Source organism: Nostoc sp. (assembly GCF_054880495.1).
Genome location: NZ_JBTYKD010000313.1, coordinates 1 through 17,796 on the forward strand (window position 1 = coordinate 1; position 17,796 = coordinate 17,796).

Genomic DNA, 17,796 nt, shown 5'->3' on the forward strand with positions numbered 1-17,796 from the left:
TAGTTCCCCTTCTCCCAACTTGGGAGAAGGGGTTAGGGGATGAGGGCAAAACGCCTTCTCAAAGCAGATTTTTTCTTAAGTTGACACCAATGAGCATTGCTGTGCCCCTACGACAGATGTGGTTCAAATACATGAAAACTGCTGTAATTTGTGCAACTTTAAGCACAGAAAATAGAGTTATGCTAATTTTTATGAATATTTAATACTTGGGCGAGAACACGATGACTCTGGAACTTTCTGCGTCGGTAAAATATTGGCTGAACTTCATTCATCCGGTGCTGATGTGGGCGCTATTAGCACTCTCAATTTATGCTGCCTACTTGGGGCTGCAAGTACAGCGTACCAGAAATGCTCAGGGGGAAGAAAAGAAAGAACTGATTAAAGGTAGATATAACGTCAGACACTACCAAATGGGGTCTATACTCCTAGCTTTCATGGTGACAGGTGCGATCGCTGCTATGGCTGTCACTTACATTAATAACCAAAAGTTATTTGTCGGGCCTCACCTACTAGCAGGACTGGGTATGATGTGTTTAATTGCATTTTCTGCTGCTTTGTCTCCTTATATGCAGAAAGGAGCAAATTGGGCGCGTGCAACTCACATTCTGTTGAATTTCACCCTTTTGGGAATTTTTGCTTGGCAGGCTGTTACTGGCGTGCAAATTGTCCAAAAAATTCTCACTGCTACATAGTAAGTAATCCTTTGTCAGTTGTCATTAGTTTATGGCAACTGACAAATGACTCACCGTTTTTGCTTGGAATTGCCACCACAGGGTATTTCTAAAGATTTCTGAAAATCTTCCTGAACTTTGCGAGTTAAGCGGCGGGAGACTTGGCGGACAATTTGGTTAAGTAAGCGATCGCCTGTAGATTGAATTATAGCCTGGGGTAAGCGCTGAATAAACCTGGGAAAGTGCAAATAAACCATTAAATCCAATTCCCATTCAACTCTGGTAACCTCGCCAATACTAGTAGAAGCATCGCTTTCTATTAACTGTAGAGATGCGCGATAGTCTACGTCATAACCAGGCGGCTGGTAATCAGGAATGGGAATTGTACGGATGCGGTAAATACCTTCTTCTGGGGGCAACAATTCCAAACCAATTTTCGGTTCTACTTCATAACCAAAAGCACCAAAACGACCAATTACTAAAGCGTAGCCATTTTCCCCAAGTGATTCCACCTTCATCGGTTGAGCGCAATGAGAAAACCATGAAGCGTGAGCATTAAGATACTCGGCAACCTTCTCTATTGGGGCAGGCATTTCCATAAAATCTTGATAACGACCAGAAAATGTTGTGAGCGTCGCTACATTTGCTTGTCTGAATATGTCCTCGGCTTGTTCTTGGCTGGACGCTACAGGTAAAACTGCTTCTGTTATTTCCCAGGATTTATATTCGCTTTTTCTTGAAAGCATAAATGCGTTACTGTATAATTTTGCGTTCGTCTATATTAATAGTTCCCCAGATGCTTGGGTCATTTCGTACTAGTATCCCATTTTCACCCAAACCTCATAAATTTCCCATCAACTCCATAGAATTACTAAAATAAAGAACTAAGCAAGCACATAATAGTTTCCTAGGATAGCATTTCTCATGAAAGCATTTGTAGCAGGGGCAACGGGTGAAACAGGTCGCCGAATTGTCCAAGAGTTGATAGCGCGGAATATTCCCGTCATAGCCCTGGTGCGGGATATTGAGAAAGCTAGGGGTATTCTGTCTCCTGAAGCCGAATTGGTGGTAGGTGACGTGTTACAACCAGAAAATCTGACTGCTGCGTTGGGAGATAGCACAGTTTTGTTAGTTGCTACTGGGGCAAAACCTAGCTTTGACCCCACTGGCCCCTATAAAGTGGATTTTGAAGGGACTAAAAATTTAGTAAATGCTGCTAAGGCAAAGGGAATTGAGCATTTTGTCTTAGTTTCTTCTTTGTGTACTTCGCGGTTATTCCATCCACTGAACTTGTTTTGGCTGATTTTGCTATGGAAAAAGCAAGCTGAAGAGTACATCCAAAAAAGTGGTCTTACTTATACGATTGTGCGTCCTGGCGGGTTGAAGAATGAAGATAACCCCGACCCGATCGTGATGCAGAGTGCTGATACACTCTTCGACGGTAGCATCCCCAGGCAAAAAGTCGCCCAAGTTGCTGTTGAGGCGCTGTTTGAAGCAGATGCACGCAATAAAATTGTCGAAATTGTTGCCAAACCGGAAGCAGCCTCAAAAAGCTTTCAGGAACTATTTCAACAGTCCTGATATCCGATCTAAATTCACCGCCCCTTGATTCAACTCGGTAAAGCGATCGCTCCATCCCACACCCAAAACGTAGGGGTAAAGCGCAATGCTAAACCCCTTATTCAGGACAGACAAGGGATCACTCTGAAAAATTACCTCTGAAAAAATGCAATTTTAGTATGATAAGAGAGACAAAATATGGTCAGGTGTCATAGCTGTTAAACCTTCAATATTGACAAAGTGCTTAATATTATAAGTTGCAAAGTAATCTACTGGATAGATAATCACTAATCCTGCTAGACGAATATCAAAAATTCTTGCTGATATACAGTTATAATTAACCCCTAATTCTAAGGTTTTTTCTGTGGTTAATTGGTTAGGATATAGTACTTCAAATTTACCGCTTAAATAAATTTCAGTAATCAGTTGATTAACCTCCCAAGAGGTTAATGATTTATTCTGCATTGCAGCAGGATTAGTTAAAATTCTGTATAGATTTCGCGTAGGGGCACGGCATTGCCCATGCGTGTCAACTTAAGAAAAAATCTGCTTTGAGAGGACGTTTTGCCCTCATCCCCTAACCCCTTCTCCCAAGTTGGGATTCGGGGAACTAGAAAATTTGCTCCCCTCTCCCAATTTTGGGAGAGGGGCTGTTCTTGTGAGGGTCAAACCTCGAAAGCTTGCCAAGCTTAACTCCTACGTTAAGTTGACACCAATGGGCATTCCCGTGCCCTTACCAAGGTATTTGTATCATAATTAAAGTCAAACAGTATTAAGACAATACTTATTCGGTATTTTTGGGAGTATGTCGCTTGCTATACTTATTAATGCTCGTTTTTTCTAATTCTTAAAAAAATGAGCGAATCGGCAATGATAACTGACAATAAAGTATGAACTTTGCCAGAATGAGTACGTCAATGATTATTGTTAGCAAAGAGAGCAAATTTGAAGGAGTCGGACTCTGAAAGGCTTTGAATTCAAAGGCGTTGAAAAACTTATTGGGCCAATAGCCGCGCTTCTGGGCTTTGTATATTTGTTGCAATGGTATATTGGAGACTTGCGATCGCCTTCTGATCCCATCTTTGAAGAGAAACAGCCGCCTTTGGTGATGAAACAGGGCGATCCCTATATCCGCGCTTTAATGCGAACCATCTCGGCGAGTGAGGCTAGTGGGAACCGTCCCTATTCGCTGTTGTATGGTGGCCAGCAAGTCAACGATCTTAGCCGACATCCTGAGATATGCGTCACAATTGTCACAGGCCCCAACACAGGTAATTGTTCCACTGCTGCTGGTAGATATCAAATTATCAACGTTACTTGGTATCGTTTAGCCCCCCGTTATCACCCAAAGCCGATGCAGATGATGTTTTGGACTGCTTATAGTTTTGAAGCAGAATATCAAGATGTAGTAGTTTACCGTTGGTTAAATGATTCTAAAGTTTGGGGAATTGATATTTCCCAACAGTTGCGTCACGGAAAGTTAAATGATGTTTTGCGGCGACTCTCTCCTACCTGGACAAGTCTCGGATATGGTATAGAAACAAATTTTATTAGTAGCTCTTTGCCTAAAGTTTATCAGAAAATGTTGCAAGAGGAATTAACCGCAGCCAAGCAACCACCAACAGTAAAATTAACCCCAACTCCGCAGATTCAGCCATTAGGTAAGCAGCCAAAGAAGCAGTAAAATAAGTTTACTGTTTCTGGAAAAACTCTCTGATATTTTGCACAAATTCTACAGCCTTTTCAAAGTGAATGTTATGTGCAGTATTACTAATTACTTTTAGTTGGGCAATTTTACATATATTAGCCATTTCTGTATTTATATCTCTAAACTTTTCATCATTTTCACCAGCTACTAAAAGTAAAGGCGTTGTATTGTCTTTAAGTTTTTCCCATAAAGATGGTTGATTACCAGTCCCCATAAATTGGAGTGATTTCGTTAATTCAGTCAGATGATTCTGCAAACGATTTTCTAGCAATCTTTCAAATTCTGGATGATTTTTGATAGAACCAAAAATTGGCTGACTATACCAATTTGACAGAAAAGTCACAAAATCAGTTTTAATAATACTTCTGCTTAATTTTCTAGCTATTTGAGCATCACGTCTAACTCGTTCTAATCGATCTGCTTCTGTTGCTAAACCTGGGGAAGCTGATTCTAATATAACTTTAATAAAATGTTCTGGGAAATGTAGAGTTAGATATAAAGCCAATCTTCCCCCCATTGAATAACCAATTAAGTAGCATTTATCTATTTTTAATTCATCTAATAAATTGATTATTGCTTGAGCTGTGGGTTCTATTCTATAGTATTCATCACCTCCTAAAACTTGGGTTTTACCATGTCCTGGGAAGTCAAGGGTGAGATAAGAAAAATCTTTAGCTAGTAATTTTATGGCTCCATCAAATTCATTAATGTTTCCCATGAAACCGTGCAAGAAAAGAATTAGAGGTTTGTTTATATTGACATTTAAATAATAGTTAAATTTATATTTTTTTAAAGTCATTTCCGCAAGCTTCATTACGAATTACGAACTTGTACTCAGCGCAGCCGTTGGCGCAGCCTCTCGTAGAGAAGTATTACGAATTATTTGAATTTTGGCATAAATAACCCTCTGCCTCAGTCAATACAGCAAATCTGGCATCTCTACAAAATGTCTTGTCGTGCTAGTTAATTTTTTATTTTTCTAATTATTAAGGTAAAAATCGATCTAAAGCAGCTTTTAACTGTTTAATTTCAAGATCAATATTACCCTCATGTGCGGCTCTAGCAATACACTCAGTTAAATGTTCATCCAAAACAATTCGCGCTACCCGATCCAATGCGCCGCGCACTGCGGCAATTTGCAGTAGAACATCAGGACAAGGGGTACTTTGCTGCACCATTCCCTTAATACCGCGAACATGTCCTTCTATACGCGATAATCGATTGACAATTCGCCGTAAAGACTCTTCGCTATGGATATGAGGATGAGTCGATTCTTCAGTCCCATGAGTATGATCTGTATACTCATGGTCTGTATCTTGATGGTGGGAATGTTCTGCTTGCTGGGATATTGGCAAGGATTCCTTACCTAATCGGTTTGATCCATTCATGAGTTATCAAAGGACTTGTAGTTTTAAGATCCTAGTTTAGGACTCGACCAACCCAAAATTTCTGGGTCAGGGTGGAGGTGGGGGGATGAAGGAGAATTAAAATTTCGTTCATCTAGTTTAAAAGACTTCCAAATAAAAAATATCCAACTATTTCTTGTGGGATGGGCGTCTCGCCCGTCCATAAGAACTGGGGGGGCAAGACTTCGGCGTGAGCGCTCAGTCGAACGCTGCCCACCCCACGAGAAGAGGAGTTCAAAGACTCCCTACTCCCTACTCCCCTAACTCTACTACTGACGATTAGCTTTTTCTTGGGGAATAATTTCTGTTACTACTCTACCGCTAGAACTGCCACCTTTGACAACAATATTTTCTGTTTGCAGATTACCAACGGCTGTTTCACCCCGAAAATTTAACGGTGGGTCAACTTGCCGATAAACTACATTTCCCTGAGCTTCAACTAACTTATTGTCTAAATACCAAGTTAATGAATTAGATTTCAAAGACTGGCGACGCTGACCAATGGCGTTGACATTACCTGTTAAATAAACCGTTTTTTGCGGTATTTTCATTTCACCTTGATTGGCGGTAACAGTAAGATTTTCGACACGCTGGAACACCCGCACGGGGGAATTTGTAATGACAGTTTCTGCGTTCATGTTCCAGGTCATAGAGTTACTAGCAATTTGCACTGGTGGGTCTAGTAATTCTAATTGAGCATTCTGTTGAATAGTGGCAATTTTCGTTTTTAAGTTGACTTCGGCAGAATTTCCTTTGCCGCGATCGCTAATTTTATTATCTTTATATCGGTCAATTTGTATGGGGCGATCGCCAATCAATTTTTCTTCTTTTATTTTCCAGATTAAATGCTCGGTTCTAACTTGCATCTGGGGATCAGCGGAATTTGCTACTACCCTTCCAGAAAATTCCATGCGCTGTTCGCGGGTTTTAACTCGCGCTTCCTGCGCCACTGCTTGTAGTTGTTTATGACTCCCGTTAATCTGGTTGCGGACAATCAACAAATCTTCTTGAGGACGCCATTCTAATTCATTACCTTGCAACACAACCCCATTATTAGGGTCTGTGGCAAATATTTTACCTTTAAGAAACAACTGCTTCCCATTTTGTTCAATGTCTGCTACATCTGCCTTGATTTGGTAAACCACTTTCCCATCTTGGTATAGTTCACCATAAGGACTTTCAGCCTGACCAATTTGTTTTTCTTTAGTGTATTTCGCCCGTGTCGCTCTAACTTTCCAAATCGGTCGTCCGACTTCATCTGCTTGTTCTAGGGTGACACCAAAGAAAGTTAAATTGTTATCTTGATTAGCTGATCCCCCAGTATTTTGTTGAGAAGCTGTGGGGGATTTACCCCCGCAAGCAACTAAACCAAATATCAATAAAAAGGTTAAAGGTAAAAGAAGGAAGGAGCGAGTGGAGGAGAAATTTTGGATTTTTTTTCCCACCTCTCTCCCCTTTTGATGAAATTGATGCGCCATTATTCTTGGATTTCTAGATGTCCATCACTAGTTCTGGGGTCTTCCAAAAAACCTATACCAGATAACGGCCGATATGGATAGCTTTGGCGAGGGGTTTTTTGAATATCTTCTTTGATGGCTTCTAAATCAATGTAGCGATCGCTTACATTAATTAAGCTGTCGCTGGTCATCGAACGTAAACTCACCACTTCTACCCGCACGCCGCGATAGCTGACTGAATTTACCGCATAAGCCAAATCTCCATCACCGCTAACTAAAACTGCGGTATCATAAGAATCAACTAGCGCCATCATATCTACTGCTATTTCTACATCCAGGTTAGCTTTTTTAGAGCCATCTGGTAGCTGTACTAAATCCTTCGCAATGACTCGATAACCATTGCGACGCATCCACAGCAGAAACCCCTGTTGCTTCTCGTTTGTCCGGTCTACCCCAGTGTAGAAAAAAGAACGCAGTAATCTAGAACCTCCAGTTAATCGGCACAAGAGCTTCGTGTAATCGATTTCGATCCCTAGTTGCAATGCAGCGTAAAATAGATTTGAGCCATCTATAAATATGGCAACCCTGCCCCGATTCTCCAAAACTTGTTCTGGCGTAAAAATTGAATCGGTTTCAAAATTATTCAACATCATTGTCATACCTCAATTTTTATCCCTGTTATTTTTGATACAAATTACCAACTTTTAGATGCTAGTCACAGCGGCTTATGATAATGTTCCGGGGCTAATATAAGTTAAGCCCCGATAAATTTTTTGAGAGAATAAGAAATTGAACAAAATCAGACTTTGATCAGGACTAATCGCTTTTCGGGGGTTCTATTCGCTTAAAAATTGGTTGGGGTGTACCCAACTGTTGTTTACTCGATAGTATTCCCCATGTCGAATGCATGGGAAAAGGAGCGATAACTGAACTTTGTATTTGATCGTTAAAGTTTATTCCGAAGCCCAGCTGCTGATAAATATCGCTACTGATGTTCGGAATAATTGGGGAAAGCAGATAAGCTGCTACTCTAACTGATTCTAGAACTGCGTAGAGAACTTTTTCCACCGTCTCCTGCTGTCCTTGCTTATATAATGACCAAGGAGCTTGTTGATCAATAAACTTATTACTAGCTTGCACCAGTAAAAGGATGGCCTCGCAGGCTTGACTGAAAGCTAGCTCCTGGTAGGCTTGTTTTACCTGTTCACCTAAACGTAAACCAATTGTTTTCAAAGGATTTTCGTCAGGAATTGCTTCATTGCCGATTGATGGAACATTATTCTCAGCGCAGTATTTCTTCACCATGTTTAAGGTGCGATTGAGCAAATTACCTAAATCATTCGCCAAATCTGCATTCAGAACATTAATGAACCTAACCTCATTAAAATCTCCATCCTTGCCAAATTCGATTTCCTTAAGGAAGTAATAACGAACGGCATCACTACCATAGCGCTGAACTAACGCCACCGGATCAAGGGTGTTACCCAGACTTTTGCCCATCTTCTGACCATCTTTGGTCAAAAAGCCATGCCCAAATACTCGCTCTGGCAAGGGTAAGCCAGCCGACAACAACATTGCTGGCCAGTAAACTGCATGGAAGCGCAGAATATCCTTACCAATTAGGTGCAAGTTAATCGGCCACCATGTTTCTAAAGCATTTGCTAAAGTCGGTTCTGCATCTGGTTCTAGTAATGCTGTGACATAACCTAGCAGCGCATCAAACCAGACATAAAGGGTGTGCTTGGGATCAGTTGGTACAGGAAAACCCCAATCTAGATTTACCCGCGAAATTGAAAAGTCTTGCAGCCCTTGATTTACAAAGCTGAGGACTTCATTCCGCCGACTTTCTGGTTGAATAAAATCTGGTCTAAATTGATAAAATTCTGTCAGCTTATTTTCATATTTGGATAAGCGGAAAAAATAGTTTTGCTCGTCTCGCCACTCGACTTCTTTGTTAGTATGAATCGGGCAACGGTGTCCTTCTAAGAGATCCCGTTCTTCTTTGAATTCTTCGCAGGATACACAGTACCAGCCTTGTTGTTGTCCCTGGTAGATATCACCAGATTCCCAGACTCGCTCAAAGAATTCTTTGACGATCGCTTCATGACGAGGTGCAGTAGTCCGACTAAAACGATCGTATTGAATATCTAGTAACTGCCACAAACTAATGAAGCTAGGGACAATTTCATCGCAAAACTCTTGCGGTGCCTTGCCTAAACTTTCTGCCGAGCGCTGAATTTTTTGCCCATGCTCATCTGTACCTGTAATCAGCAATACCCGATGCCCCAGTAGCCTCTGAAATCGCGCGACTACATCGGCTGCGATCGTAGTATAAGCACTGCCTATATGAGGGACATCGTTTACATAATATAGCGGTGTTGTTAGTGCAAATGTCTTTTTTGTTTTATTCACTAGATTCATGCAATATAAAAATTAACTTATTAAAATGTTTTACATCTTAGCTTTGTCCGGTAAAATTACAAAATTATACAATATTATTCCCATTTTTTCCAATAATACCTTAATACTAGCAAATTTATCAGGTCAACAATCCTTTTGTAATATGCATCAATTCATCTCATTTTTGCCTAAAAGATCGAAATTAACTAATCATAGTTTTTTTTAATAGTTACTATTAAATGATACTATTGTATTCAGGAATACATAATTCCCAAGGTAAAAAATCTAGCTGCTTTTGGGGATTAGACATTTCTATCTTAAGACGGTGATGGCAATAGTAAAGAAATGTAAAAATTAATTTAAGATAAACTGGCATATTTACCGGAAAAATATATTGATTAGGTATGAGTCGAAATAGCCCCCTAGAGATTTCTCGCGCTTTGGTGGCGGCATTTTCAACCCAAATGTTTCGCTATTATGAGGATCGCATTCCCCAGGATACCAGCGTACTGGTAGTCAGCAATCACCGCAGCTTTATGGATGCAGTGGTTTTAATGGCGGCGTTATCGAATCCGATTCGCTTTGCTTGCCATCACTACATGGGACAAGTGCCAGTAATGCGGGAGATTGTCACCGGACAATTGGGGTGTTTCCCCTTGGAGGAAGCTGAAAACCGCCTGCAAAGCTTTTTTTCACAGTCGCAGGTGCTATTACAGTCGAAGCAGATGGTGGGAGTATTTCCAGAAGGGACAGAACCAATGGTGAAATTTACTGTGCCAAACCATCTGGGTGAATTTCATCGGGGATTTGCTCATTTGGCATTGCGAGCGAATGTGCCGGATTTAGCTATTTTACCGATCGCGATCGCCTCCTTAGAAGAGGTAAACACGTCTGGCTTCCCCTTAAAGCTTTTGAGCCTATTTGACCCTTCAGAACCTTTATTTAACCAAGGTGGTTGGCATCCTTTGGTAATTTATCGGCGGGTTGCGGTGTTAATCGGTCGCCCTTATTGGATTACACCCCAACAGCAGAAAAAATATCACGGCAAACAGGCCAGAACTATTATAGCTGAACTGACGGAACACTGTCACGGCGAAATTAGTAGCTTACTGCGTCAAGGTTGCTATTAAGGTCAAAAGAACCGAAGCTTTATATAAACAACAATCAGCATTTCAAAAGTTTTATACCATTGACTAGTAACAAATGACCATAACAGAAGTTGAGCTAAACCCTTGTTTCCTGACTCCTGAAAGAGTACAGCCAGACTATCCTTTGTTGGTATATTTGCCAGGAATGGATGGAACTGGCCAACTATTGCGATCGCAAACTGCTGGATTAGAAACTGGCTTTGATGTCCGCAGTTTGGCGATCCCACGCAAAGACCTTAACACTTGGGATGTGCTAACTAAGAGTGTATTGGACTTGATCGACGCCGAATTAGAAAAAATCCCTCAGAGGCCAGTTTACCTATGTGGTGAGTCCTTTGGTGGTTGCTTGGCAATGAAAGTGGCGATCCAAGCGCCACATTTATTTAAGCGAATTATCCTAATTAACCCAGCTTCGTCCTTTCATCTTCGTCCTTGGTTGAGTTGGGTATCCCAACTTACTTACTTAGTGCCATCAGGATTGTATGATGTTGGCGCACTGGGGTTGTTGCCCTTCCTAGCATCTTTGCCACGCATTTCTCCAAGCGATCGCCATGAACTGTTGAAAACTATGCGTTCTGTACCGCCAGAAACCGTTCATTGGCGGTTGTCTTTACTGCGAGAGTTTAATGTTGATGAGGAACAATTAGGCCGCTTAACTCAACCAGTTTTGTTAATTGCCGGTGCTAGCGATCGCCTTTTACCTTCTGTAACTGAAGTCAAGCGGATAGGGAATATCTTACCAAATAACAAGATTGTGGTGCTGCCCCATTGTGGACACGCTTGCTTACTAGAACAAAATATTAATCTCTATGAAATTCTTAAGGCTAACGACTTTTTAGAAAGTAATGCTGATATCGGTACGGGGCTAGAGATGAGAGGATAGGGTGAGACGCGAAACTCATATCTTGTGCTGTTCGAATTAGGCTACTAAACCTTATTCACTGCTTTACCATTAATAAAAGCTAAAAGCTTGGATAACATCAGTATCCAGAAGTACTAAGTTTATCCCTACATGGCGTCTTAGACTTAGATATGACTACTTTTCATTGGGTAAATAGTTAGCTAGATTACCCAGTATAGACGCCATCACTTTTTTAACATTTGGGTGCTTTTTAATGTAGCTTGCAGCTATCGGGCCAAAGCGATAATAATGACTAATGAATTTCCTCCCTAAGATATTTTTGGTCAAATATTCATCCCTGAAGTAACGATATTTCATTACCTCTGGTGCATAGGGTGTACCGTAGGTGGCTGTGACAACAAAGCAACTGTCCGAAGAATTGTTAGTAGAGTTGGAAGTAGGTTGATACTGCTGTTTCCTAGAAATCTCCATAGCTGCCTTTTCTAGCCGAGTAAAAAATTCACTATTCAACACATATTGTCTATTAGGCGATCGCCCGTCTCATCGAGCAGCCTGGAATTGTCAGTTATCAAAGCATCTTTCAAATCCATTACCGCACGAGAAAGAGGCGATCGTTCCTGGGGTGGGATACCTGCCATAAACCGTTCAGCTTTATTAATCAGGCTTTCATACTGTTTTGCCCGTGCATTCTGTTTCCACAAATCCTGACTACGCTCAGTAGCGGCTCGTTTCTCCTCATCACTCATGCGCTTGTTTGAATGTCCATAGGCAATTTTGACACTCTTACCAATAGCGGGAATACTGGCTGTAACTTTAGCAATCCCATTAATATCGTAAGAAAATTCAATCTCCATTGGATAATGATTAAAATAGTTGCAGTAATACCATAAAGAAGCCAATGTTTTTTTAAATGGCTTGGTGTTGCACTTTTATCATTAGACATCTCCGAAAACTGTCAAACCCCTACTATCACTAATTTGTGAAAAGTGATCGTCTGATGGCAAACATAGCTTTGCTGTACGGTAGAATAAGCATTAGAGATACTTGCTGTTTAAAACAAGAAAAAACATTGCATCTCTTTAAGAGAATTAAGCGGGGATAATTCCAGATTTTTATGACTAGAAAATAAATGTTCCTATTCGGAATCTAACAAGCCCACAAATAGTCATAATTATCTGCTCGTATTTATTTCTATTTAATCTGAATCGTTCTTGAGCAACTCGAAATATTTTTATTAGACGAATTAAGTGTTCGACAAATACTTAGCCAATAAATCCTGACCCTGACAGCCGACCTCTTCCAAGATGCCCTCAATCTTCTTCATCGCTAAGGGCGAGGGTTTAGAGCGTCAATTTTCCCAACTATTAATTGTGGTATAAATGAGTAACGCCTACACTGTATTATTTGTTATATACTAATCATGTCAAAGCTATATAACCACCGTATATACACTGGAATATGCTTTTAGAGTAAACTTATTTTGCTTTAATTAAGGGAGTTTTTTAAGTAATGTTAAATTTGAATTCAAGCGAGTCCAAATTGGGAAACAGCGTAGTTTACCGCCGTAGGCATCGCTTCAGCTTCTCCCATAACTGGAGTGCGATCGCACGGAAAGACCTTAACACTTAGGATGTGCTAACTAAGAGTGTATTGGACTTGAGCCACGCAATATTTTAACTTTTGCCTTGTTACGTGAGAAGATAGGGTAAAGGACATCTAATATCTCGTCACCTTCAAATAATGCTTGCGTCCTCAAAAAGCTTAACCACATATTTTTGGAGACTCTCAAATGGTTGCTCTCAAAGAGTTCCTCAGCCATGAATTAGACAAATTGAATGAAGAACAACTCAAACAAGTTAGTGATTTTATTGCCTTCCTCAAATTCCGCAGCAGAAATGTTAGCTGGCAAATAGATAAAAATCAAATGGCTGCTCTTTACAGTGAATTTGCTCAGGAAGATCGTCAACTAGCTGAAGCAGGATTAGATGAATATGCAGAACTTCTTACACAAGAAGATTTGAAATGAGGGTTCAACGAGGTGAAGTATGGCTAGCCAATTTAGAGCCTACCAAGGGTTCTGAACAAGCAGGAACAAGACCAGTTATTATCTTTCAAGATGATATCGTCGCCGAATTTTCCACCACTGTCATCACCATTCCTTTAACAACAAATTTACGTCGTGTGTCTTTGCCAACCTGTTTATTAATTCCAAGTGGTGAAGGTGGATTAGAACGAGATTCAGTTGCTCTTTGCCACCAATTGCGGGTAATTGATAAAACCAGATTGCAAAGAAAACTGGGCGTTTTGACTCCAGAAATACTCACTATTTTAGAAGGTAAAGTGTTGTTGACATTAGGTTATCAGTTGTGAAATCCGAACCTCAGTCACCCTTCGCACGTCTACAGTTAAGACCCAGAATAATTAAATTGGGAAACAGCGATCGCATCAGCTTCTCCTATAACTGAAGTGCGATCGCACGGAAAGACCTTAACACTTGGGATGTACTAACTAAGAGTGTATTGGACTTGAGCCACACAATATTTTAACTTTTGCCTTGTTAGGTGAGAAATAGGGTAAAGGACATCTGTCTTGTGTTTCTATTCCGTTGGGAAAAGCACACTGAATCAGCTTATAGGTACTCAACAGATAAGGTGCAATACTAATTTACAATGGCGATTAGCTTACTCATACCCCTATGATCTGCTCACGGCTTGGGAGTCAATCTATTTTCCTACCAATGCTAATGTAAGATTTATCACGCGGTCAGATAATGGTAGTGATGATTGCATTTTAAATTCCTTTAATTCATAGATTCAAAGTCAACAAGAAGCCAATTTATTCCATCCATTATTATTGGAAATTTTTCTGAAGGTATGTTTAACTCCTGAAAACACTTATCTCTATATCTTTCTTTTTCAGTAAAATTAGTGATGGCTTTAACTAATGGCTTTTTTACTTCGTAGCTTTCTGAAGCTTTAGCGATTGCACGTGCGGGTATTTCGTTATTTACACGCAATATTGCTAAGTCAATCAAATCTCTAGATTGTGTACTTGAATCGTTCCATCGGTCAGCATTAGCCATTAGTTTTGATGTAAATCTATCGCTTATACTTAGACAAGGAATTTTTGTCCATTCTGGATAAACAGGAGGGTCTAAAGTAAAAATACCATTGGCTACAATTTCTACTTTAATAGTTGTTTCATTGATTACAACAGGGAAACGAATACCATATTGATTTATTGTATTTTCACCTAATTCGATATCTATTGTACTTTTAAATAATGCTACAATTCCTTCGTCATAAATCAAATTTCTTAAATACCTGTAATTTTCAGTTCCATAAGGGAAGAGAAAATCAATATCTTTACTAAGCCTGTATTCATCATACTCTAACGTCAAGAGTGTACCACCGCCAAAGTATGCAGAAGCTTTTTTGAAAACTTCTGGATTGAAAGCATTAAGGATTTTAAGTATATTATTGTGATGGTCGAGATTAAACATTTCAAAATCCGGTAATATCCAAGAGTTATATTTCTTTGCTAAATAATGAACAAAATCCTTTTCTTCTTTTTTTAAATTTTTGAAGGTAGTTTGATGATGCCAATTGCGTTGATACAATTGAACAATTTCTTTCTCACTCATTTGATATACATTTTTTAGCTGCCAACCAATAGACTCTAGAAATGGTAGCTTTTGTGGATTGAGCATCAAATTAATTTTTAAATTTTATCTTGTAGTTAGTTTCCTGTTAAAGGGCTAGACAGATGGATATACACATTGAACTTTACACCCTGAGAAAGTGCTGCTCTGACCGCTTTAACATCTGCTGTTATTATAGTAAAGTGTGGCTGAAGTTTGCCTACCTTTAACAAGTTGTCTGATTAATTGAGATGGTACGTGGATTGATGCCGTGCTATGATAATTGAATTTGTTTTATTAAACAAACTCAAAACAGACTATGACCAAAACAACAGTCAAATTGCAAATTCCTTTTGAATCACTTCTAGATGCCATTGCCAACCTTCCTTTAGAAGAAAAACATCAATTGTGGCAATTATTAAATGAGGAAATTAACCAAGGCGAAGGAAATTTCCTTCAAGAAGACTCTTCTGATTGGGGTTCCCAAGGACAGCCAAAAGGGAAGCCAGTAGAATATATCTCTGGAGTTGGGCTAACAGTTGTTGGTGGCAAGGATGCTCCAACCTGATTTGCTTGAGTGTGGCGACGTAATTATAGTAACTTTGCCTACTAGTACTCCTAGAGGACTTGAACAGTAAGGAACTCGACCTCCTGTAGTGGTCGGTATACCTTGGGGAGAAGTCCGCTATCCAATAGACTTATCCGGAAATGAGAACTTTATTTGCCTAAAACCTAACTCTGGAGAGGGTTTTAGAGGTTTTTGTTTTATTTAAGCTCAAAAGCAAGCTATGTAAGAGTTTCAGCTATTTTGAGCTTTATTTGTGGATAGGTCTAATGCTAATAATTGCACCTTCAACTACCCAGAGTGGTTCTTGGGTGTTCAATAATCCCAGTTTATACCCACGTTTGTCAGCTGGTGCTGCTGGTTTGCCTCTGTCTTCCATTGTCTTGCTAGATCAAACGCGGGGATTAGATATAAATCGAGTTTTGGCGTATTTGGGAACACTTACCCCTGAGTAATATGTTCCTATTTTTGATGGATTAACACAGTTATTCAGACAATAAAATAGTTGCTCTTAAACTGATATTTACGTTTATAGACGGATGTCAAGCCACTCACACTTTCGCTACAAGTTAAAGAGAGAGGCTTTACAAGATGGTATCAAGCAATGGCAGACAAACCCCAAAAAATAGAGGTGAATAAATTAGTTAATTCACCCAGAGAAACTTCAGAAGTAAAAATCACGGCTCAATCATCGGTAGAAAATAAACCGTCTGGATTAGAGTCTTTTGTTGAAACTGTTGCTCAGACTGGCAAAGTAGTTTTTGACACAGCAGTAGGGGTGGGAGAAGCGACGGCGAAACAAACACACAAGTTAATTGAACAAACAACTCAAACTAGCGGTCAAATTGTAAATCGCCTTAACGAAAATTGGCTAATTAGAAAACTATCTGGAGTGTTAAATCTCAATTGGCTAATTGGTACTACTAACCTTGTTGATTTGGAAAAAGCAGAAGTTGCGGTAAATAAGCTCAAGCAACAGTATCCCAATGAATTACCCAGCCAGATTGCTCACCGAATCATGGTGGAAAAAGCAACTCAAGCAGCCACAGTTGGACTAGCAACTAGTATTTTACCAGGAATAGCAGTGGCATTGTTTGCAATTGATTTAACAGCGACAACAAAATTGCAGTCAGAAATGCTTTATCAAATTGCATCTGTCTACGGGCTAGATTTAAAAGATCCTGCCCGTAAAGGTGAAGTTTTAGCAATTTTTGGTTTGGCTTTGGGTGGAGAGCGTCTTTTGAAAGCTGCGGGATTAGGCTTGCTGCGAAATGTGCCTTTGGCGGGTGTAGCGATCGCGGCTAGTTCAAATGCGACGATGATCTATTCATTGGGGTATGCTGCTTGTCGATTTTACGAAGCCAAGCTTGATGAATCAACTTCACTCACATCGCCACAGACATTGGCAACATTAAAAGCCGAAAGTGAGAAATATTTGTCAAGTGCGATCGCTCAAGAAGCCGTCATGGATCAAATTTTAGTTCACATGATTCTAGCCAGTCATCCAGAAAAGACTTGGAAAGAAATTTTGCCAGAATTACAAGCTCTAAAGCTCAGTCCTACCTCGTTGGATGTCATTGCCCAAAATATCGAATCACCTAAGTCTTTAGATATATTGCTCAATCAGCTGAATCGTGATTTTGCTATGCCTTTGTTGGCTCAGTGTGACAAAATTGCCCAGCTTGATCATCAGACTACACCAGTTGAGCAAGAAATAATCAAAGCGATCGCCAGGAAATTTGACATTGACACAAATGCAATTGGGGTATATGGCATTGGGCGGAAAGCAGAAGGTAAATAAGTGGAGTTATGAACGGAGATCACAAGTCTCAAAGACAGAACTAGCCCTTTCAAGGTGATTCAAAAGGTTGAGTGAGGCTAAACATTTTTAATAAGTTTAAAGCCTGCCAAGTCGTTGGACTTTGGCAGGCTTTTGCAGTATTTTACTAAATTAATGTTCTGTGATTAATCTTTCCAAATATAACTACTTCTCTTTGTTTCAAACCTTTTACCTTTCTTAATCGAGCTTTAGGTTGCTGTTTATCTAGTCTAAGTTTTTGTCTATTTAATTCCTGAGCTATTAATTCTTGAGCGCGGCTTTCAATTTTAATTTGGCTTTCTATTAGCTGTTCTTTAATTTTTTCTTTTAGGCTTTTACCCATTCTTCTTACTCTGACTCTTTTAGTTTTTTAAGATGACTCTTGTACCGTGCATCAGCCTTTTGAATTAAGTGTTTATAAAAAATTTTTTGGCTAACACCGGATTTGTCACACGCTAAATTATCCCTAATGTCCCTTGCTCGCTCACTCGCCATTACCCCCTTATCCCCAGTGGGGTTCCCACCTTGCCCACTCCCCTCACCATGAAACAAGAATTTTG

23 protein-coding genes are annotated in these 17,796 nt (G+C 39.9%); 11 read left to right on the plus strand and 12 right to left on the minus strand.

The genetic code is table 11. The annotated features are described in order from the left end of the window. Positions 1-203 (plus strand): hypothetical protein (locus ACYTXL_RS27140; RefSeq protein ID WP_461927406.1); only part of this gene is annotated, 203 nt, incomplete at its 5' end. Positions 204-221: 18 nt separating this feature from the next. Next, positions 222-692 carry a DUF4079 domain-containing protein gene (locus ACYTXL_RS27145; protein ID WP_461927407.1) on the plus strand — a complete coding sequence of 157 codons (471 nt, stop codon included), beginning with the start codon at positions 222-224 and terminating at the stop codon, positions 690-692. A gap of 50 nt (positions 693-742) precedes the next feature. On the opposite strand, the gene ACYTXL_RS27150 is transcribed toward ACYTXL_RS27145, so the two are convergent. Then, positions 743-1,417: a DUF1997 domain-containing protein gene (locus tag ACYTXL_RS27150; RefSeq protein WP_461927408.1), complete on the minus strand. Its 675-nt coding sequence runs from the start codon at positions 1,415-1,417 to the stop codon at positions 743-745. A gap of 178 nt (positions 1,418-1,595) precedes the next feature. Between ACYTXL_RS27150 and ACYTXL_RS27155 the strand changes: the two genes are divergently transcribed. Continuing rightward, positions 1,596-2,252 (plus strand): NAD(P)H-binding protein, encoded by a 657-nt coding sequence (locus tag ACYTXL_RS27155; RefSeq protein WP_461927409.1) that lies wholly within the window; start codon positions 1,596-1,598, stop codon positions 2,250-2,252. On the opposite strand, the gene ACYTXL_RS27160 is transcribed toward ACYTXL_RS27155, so the two are convergent. Both ACYTXL_RS27160 and ACYTXL_RS27165 read right to left on the minus strand, forming a co-directional pair. Continuing rightward, on the minus strand, positions 2,235-2,366 hold the full coding sequence (locus ACYTXL_RS27160) for a hypothetical protein (protein ID WP_461927410.1): 132 nt from the start codon (positions 2,364-2,366) through the stop codon (positions 2,235-2,237). The two genes, ACYTXL_RS27155 and ACYTXL_RS27160, sit on opposite strands and share 18 nt — an antisense overlap. Positions 2,367-2,405: 39 nt before the next feature. Then, on the minus strand, positions 2,406-2,696 hold the full coding sequence (locus ACYTXL_RS27165) for a hypothetical protein (RefSeq protein WP_461927411.1): 291 nt from the start codon (positions 2,694-2,696) through the stop codon (positions 2,406-2,408). A 532-nt stretch (positions 2,697-3,228) separates the two neighbouring features. Between ACYTXL_RS27165 and ACYTXL_RS27170 the strand changes: the two genes are divergently transcribed. Beyond that, positions 3,229-3,915 carry a glycoside hydrolase family 24 protein gene (locus ACYTXL_RS27170; protein WP_461927446.1) on the plus strand — a complete coding sequence of 229 codons (687 nt, stop codon included), beginning with the start codon at positions 3,229-3,231 and terminating at the stop codon, positions 3,913-3,915. A 7-nt stretch (positions 3,916-3,922) separates the two neighbouring features. Here the strand turns inward: ACYTXL_RS27170 and menH are convergent, their stop codons facing one another. From menH to metG, 5 genes are all read right to left on the minus strand, one after another. Continuing rightward, the gene (menH, locus tag ACYTXL_RS27175) at positions 3,923-4,738 is read right to left on the minus strand and encodes a 2-succinyl-6-hydroxy-2,4-cyclohexadiene-1-carboxylate synthase (protein ID WP_461927447.1); all 816 of its coding nucleotides are present in this window, start codon (positions 4,736-4,738) and stop codon (positions 3,923-3,925) included. Positions 4,739-4,925: 187 nt separating this feature from the next. Beyond that, a complete protein-coding gene (locus tag ACYTXL_RS27180; RefSeq protein WP_461927412.1) occupies positions 4,926-5,327 on the minus strand; it encodes a metal-sensing transcriptional repressor in 402 nt (133 codons plus the stop codon). A 287-nt stretch (positions 5,328-5,614) separates the two neighbouring features. Further along, a complete protein-coding gene (gene lptC, locus ACYTXL_RS27185) occupies positions 5,615-6,823 on the minus strand; it encodes an LPS export ABC transporter periplasmic protein LptC (RefSeq protein WP_461927413.1) in 1,209 nt (402 codons plus the stop codon). Beyond that, positions 6,823-7,452, minus strand: a complete 630-nt coding sequence (locus ACYTXL_RS27190) for a LabA-like NYN domain-containing protein (protein ID WP_041565095.1) — start codon at positions 7,450-7,452, stop codon at positions 6,823-6,825. Before ACYTXL_RS27190 ends, lptC begins: the two co-directional genes overlap by 1 nt. 166 nt (positions 7,453-7,618) lie before the next feature. Next, a complete protein-coding gene (metG, locus tag ACYTXL_RS27195; protein ID WP_461927414.1) occupies positions 7,619-9,223 on the minus strand; it encodes a methionine--tRNA ligase in 1,605 nt (534 codons plus the stop codon). Positions 9,224-9,606: 383 nt separating this feature from the next. On the opposite strand from metG, the gene ACYTXL_RS27200 reads away from it, so the two are divergent. Both ACYTXL_RS27200 and ACYTXL_RS27205 read left to right on the plus strand, forming a co-directional pair. Continuing rightward, on the plus strand, positions 9,607-10,332 hold the full coding sequence (locus ACYTXL_RS27200; protein ID WP_461927415.1) for a lysophospholipid acyltransferase family protein: 726 nt from the start codon (positions 9,607-9,609) through the stop codon (positions 10,330-10,332). A gap of 73 nt (positions 10,333-10,405) precedes the next feature. Continuing rightward, positions 10,406-11,233 (plus strand): alpha/beta fold hydrolase, encoded by an 828-nt coding sequence (locus ACYTXL_RS27205; RefSeq protein ID WP_461927416.1) that lies wholly within the window; start codon positions 10,406-10,408, stop codon positions 11,231-11,233. Between the two features lie 153 nt (positions 11,234-11,386). On the opposite strand, the gene ACYTXL_RS27210 is transcribed toward ACYTXL_RS27205, so the two are convergent. Together ACYTXL_RS27210 and ACYTXL_RS27215 are read right to left on the minus strand one after the other, a co-directional pair. Continuing rightward, entirely contained in the window at positions 11,387-11,722 is a 336-nt protein-coding gene (locus ACYTXL_RS27210; RefSeq protein ID WP_461927417.1) for a CFI-box-CTERM domain-containing protein, read from the minus strand. Further along, entirely contained in the window at positions 11,719-12,066 is a 348-nt protein-coding gene (locus ACYTXL_RS27215; RefSeq protein WP_461927418.1) for a hypothetical protein, read from the minus strand. The genes ACYTXL_RS27210 and ACYTXL_RS27215 overlap by 4 nt, the downstream gene beginning before the upstream one ends. 935 nt (positions 12,067-13,001) lie before the next feature. On the opposite strand from ACYTXL_RS27215, the gene ACYTXL_RS27220 reads away from it, so the two are divergent. Both ACYTXL_RS27220 and ACYTXL_RS27225 read left to right on the plus strand, forming a co-directional pair. Beyond that, complete coding sequence (locus ACYTXL_RS27220) at positions 13,002-13,238, plus strand: hypothetical protein (RefSeq protein WP_300419369.1); 237 nt, start codon at positions 13,002-13,004, stop codon at positions 13,236-13,238. Then, a complete protein-coding gene (locus tag ACYTXL_RS27225) occupies positions 13,235-13,582 on the plus strand; it encodes a type II toxin-antitoxin system PemK/MazF family toxin (RefSeq protein ID WP_461927419.1) in 348 nt (115 codons plus the stop codon). Before ACYTXL_RS27220 ends, ACYTXL_RS27225 begins: the two co-directional genes overlap by 4 nt. Before the next feature lie 430 nt (positions 13,583-14,012). Here ACYTXL_RS27225 and ACYTXL_RS27230 read toward each other — a convergent pair whose 3' ends face one another. Further along, positions 14,013-14,921 (minus strand): nucleotidyl transferase AbiEii/AbiGii toxin family protein, encoded by a 909-nt coding sequence (locus tag ACYTXL_RS27230; RefSeq protein ID WP_461927420.1) that lies wholly within the window; start codon positions 14,919-14,921, stop codon positions 14,013-14,015. A 250-nt stretch (positions 14,922-15,171) separates the two neighbouring features. On the opposite strand from ACYTXL_RS27230, the gene ACYTXL_RS27235 reads away from it, so the two are divergent. From ACYTXL_RS27235 to ACYTXL_RS27245, 3 genes are all read left to right on the plus strand, one after another. Further along, entirely contained in the window at positions 15,172-15,420 is a 249-nt protein-coding gene (locus ACYTXL_RS27235) for a hypothetical protein (RefSeq protein WP_461927421.1), read from the plus strand. Between the two features lie 266 nt (positions 15,421-15,686). Then, positions 15,687-15,872: a hypothetical protein gene (locus tag ACYTXL_RS27240; protein WP_461927422.1), complete on the plus strand. Its 186-nt coding sequence runs from the start codon at positions 15,687-15,689 to the stop codon at positions 15,870-15,872. A 149-nt stretch (positions 15,873-16,021) separates the two neighbouring features. Then, entirely contained in the window at positions 16,022-17,218 is a 1,197-nt protein-coding gene (locus tag ACYTXL_RS27245; protein WP_461927423.1) for an EcsC family protein, read from the plus strand. 145 nt (positions 17,219-17,363) lie between these two features. Here the strand turns inward: ACYTXL_RS27245 and ACYTXL_RS27250 are convergent, their stop codons facing one another. Continuing rightward, entirely contained in the window at positions 17,364-17,579 is a 216-nt protein-coding gene (locus tag ACYTXL_RS27250; RefSeq protein WP_461927424.1) for a hypothetical protein, read from the minus strand. Positions 17,580-17,796: the final 217 nt, after the last annotated feature.

What these genes read in the sequence shown, in the direction of transcription:
- menH (WP_461927447.1), bottom strand. Translation starts at nt 4,738, where the DNA reads ATGACTTTAAAAAAATATAAATTTAACTATTATTTAAATGTCAATATA.
- ACYTXL_RS27230 (WP_461927420.1), bottom strand. Translation starts at nt 14,921, where the DNA reads ATGCTCAATCCACAAAAGCTACCATTTCTAGAGTCTATTGGTTGGCAG.
- ACYTXL_RS27165 (WP_461927411.1), bottom strand. Translation starts at nt 2,696, where the DNA reads ATGCAGAATAAATCATTAACCTCTTGGGAGGTTAATCAACTGATTACT.
- ACYTXL_RS27150 (WP_461927408.1), bottom strand. Translation starts at nt 1,417, where the DNA reads ATGCTTTCAAGAAAAAGCGAATATAAATCCTGGGAAATAACAGAAGCA.
- ACYTXL_RS27245 (WP_461927423.1), top strand. Translation starts at nt 16,022, where the DNA reads ATGGCAGACAAACCCCAAAAAATAGAGGTGAATAAATTAGTTAATTCA.
- ACYTXL_RS27235 (WP_461927421.1), top strand. Translation starts at nt 15,172, where the DNA reads ATGACCAAAACAACAGTCAAATTGCAAATTCCTTTTGAATCACTTCTA.
- ACYTXL_RS27215 (WP_461927418.1), bottom strand. Translation starts at nt 12,066, where the DNA reads ATGGAGATTGAATTTTCTTACGATATTAATGGGATTGCTAAAGTTACA.
- ACYTXL_RS27240 (WP_461927422.1), top strand. Translation starts at nt 15,687, where the DNA reads ATGCTAATAATTGCACCTTCAACTACCCAGAGTGGTTCTTGGGTGTTC.
- ACYTXL_RS27200 (WP_461927415.1), top strand. Translation starts at nt 9,607, where the DNA reads ATGAGTCGAAATAGCCCCCTAGAGATTTCTCGCGCTTTGGTGGCGGCA.
- ACYTXL_RS27145 (WP_461927407.1), top strand. Translation starts at nt 222, where the DNA reads ATGACTCTGGAACTTTCTGCGTCGGTAAAATATTGGCTGAACTTCATT.
- lptC (WP_461927413.1), bottom strand. Translation starts at nt 6,823, where the DNA reads ATGGCGCATCAATTTCATCAAAAGGGGAGAGAGGTGGGAAAAAAAATC.
- ACYTXL_RS27190 (WP_041565095.1), bottom strand. Translation starts at nt 7,452, where the DNA reads ATGTTGAATAATTTTGAAACCGATTCAATTTTTACGCCAGAACAAGTT.
- ACYTXL_RS27220 (WP_300419369.1), top strand. Translation starts at nt 13,002, where the DNA reads ATGGTTGCTCTCAAAGAGTTCCTCAGCCATGAATTAGACAAATTGAAT.
- ACYTXL_RS27205 (WP_461927416.1), top strand. Translation starts at nt 10,406, where the DNA reads ATGACCATAACAGAAGTTGAGCTAAACCCTTGTTTCCTGACTCCTGAA.
- ACYTXL_RS27155 (WP_461927409.1), top strand. Translation starts at nt 1,596, where the DNA reads ATGAAAGCATTTGTAGCAGGGGCAACGGGTGAAACAGGTCGCCGAATT.
- ACYTXL_RS27250 (WP_461927424.1), bottom strand. Translation starts at nt 17,579, where the DNA reads ATGGGTAAAAGCCTAAAAGAAAAAATTAAAGAACAGCTAATAGAAAGC.
- ACYTXL_RS27180 (WP_461927412.1), bottom strand. Translation starts at nt 5,327, where the DNA reads ATGAATGGATCAAACCGATTAGGTAAGGAATCCTTGCCAATATCCCAG.
- ACYTXL_RS27225 (WP_461927419.1), top strand. Translation starts at nt 13,235, where the DNA reads ATGAGGGTTCAACGAGGTGAAGTATGGCTAGCCAATTTAGAGCCTACC.
- metG (WP_461927414.1), bottom strand. Translation starts at nt 9,223, where the DNA reads ATGAATCTAGTGAATAAAACAAAAAAGACATTTGCACTAACAACACCG.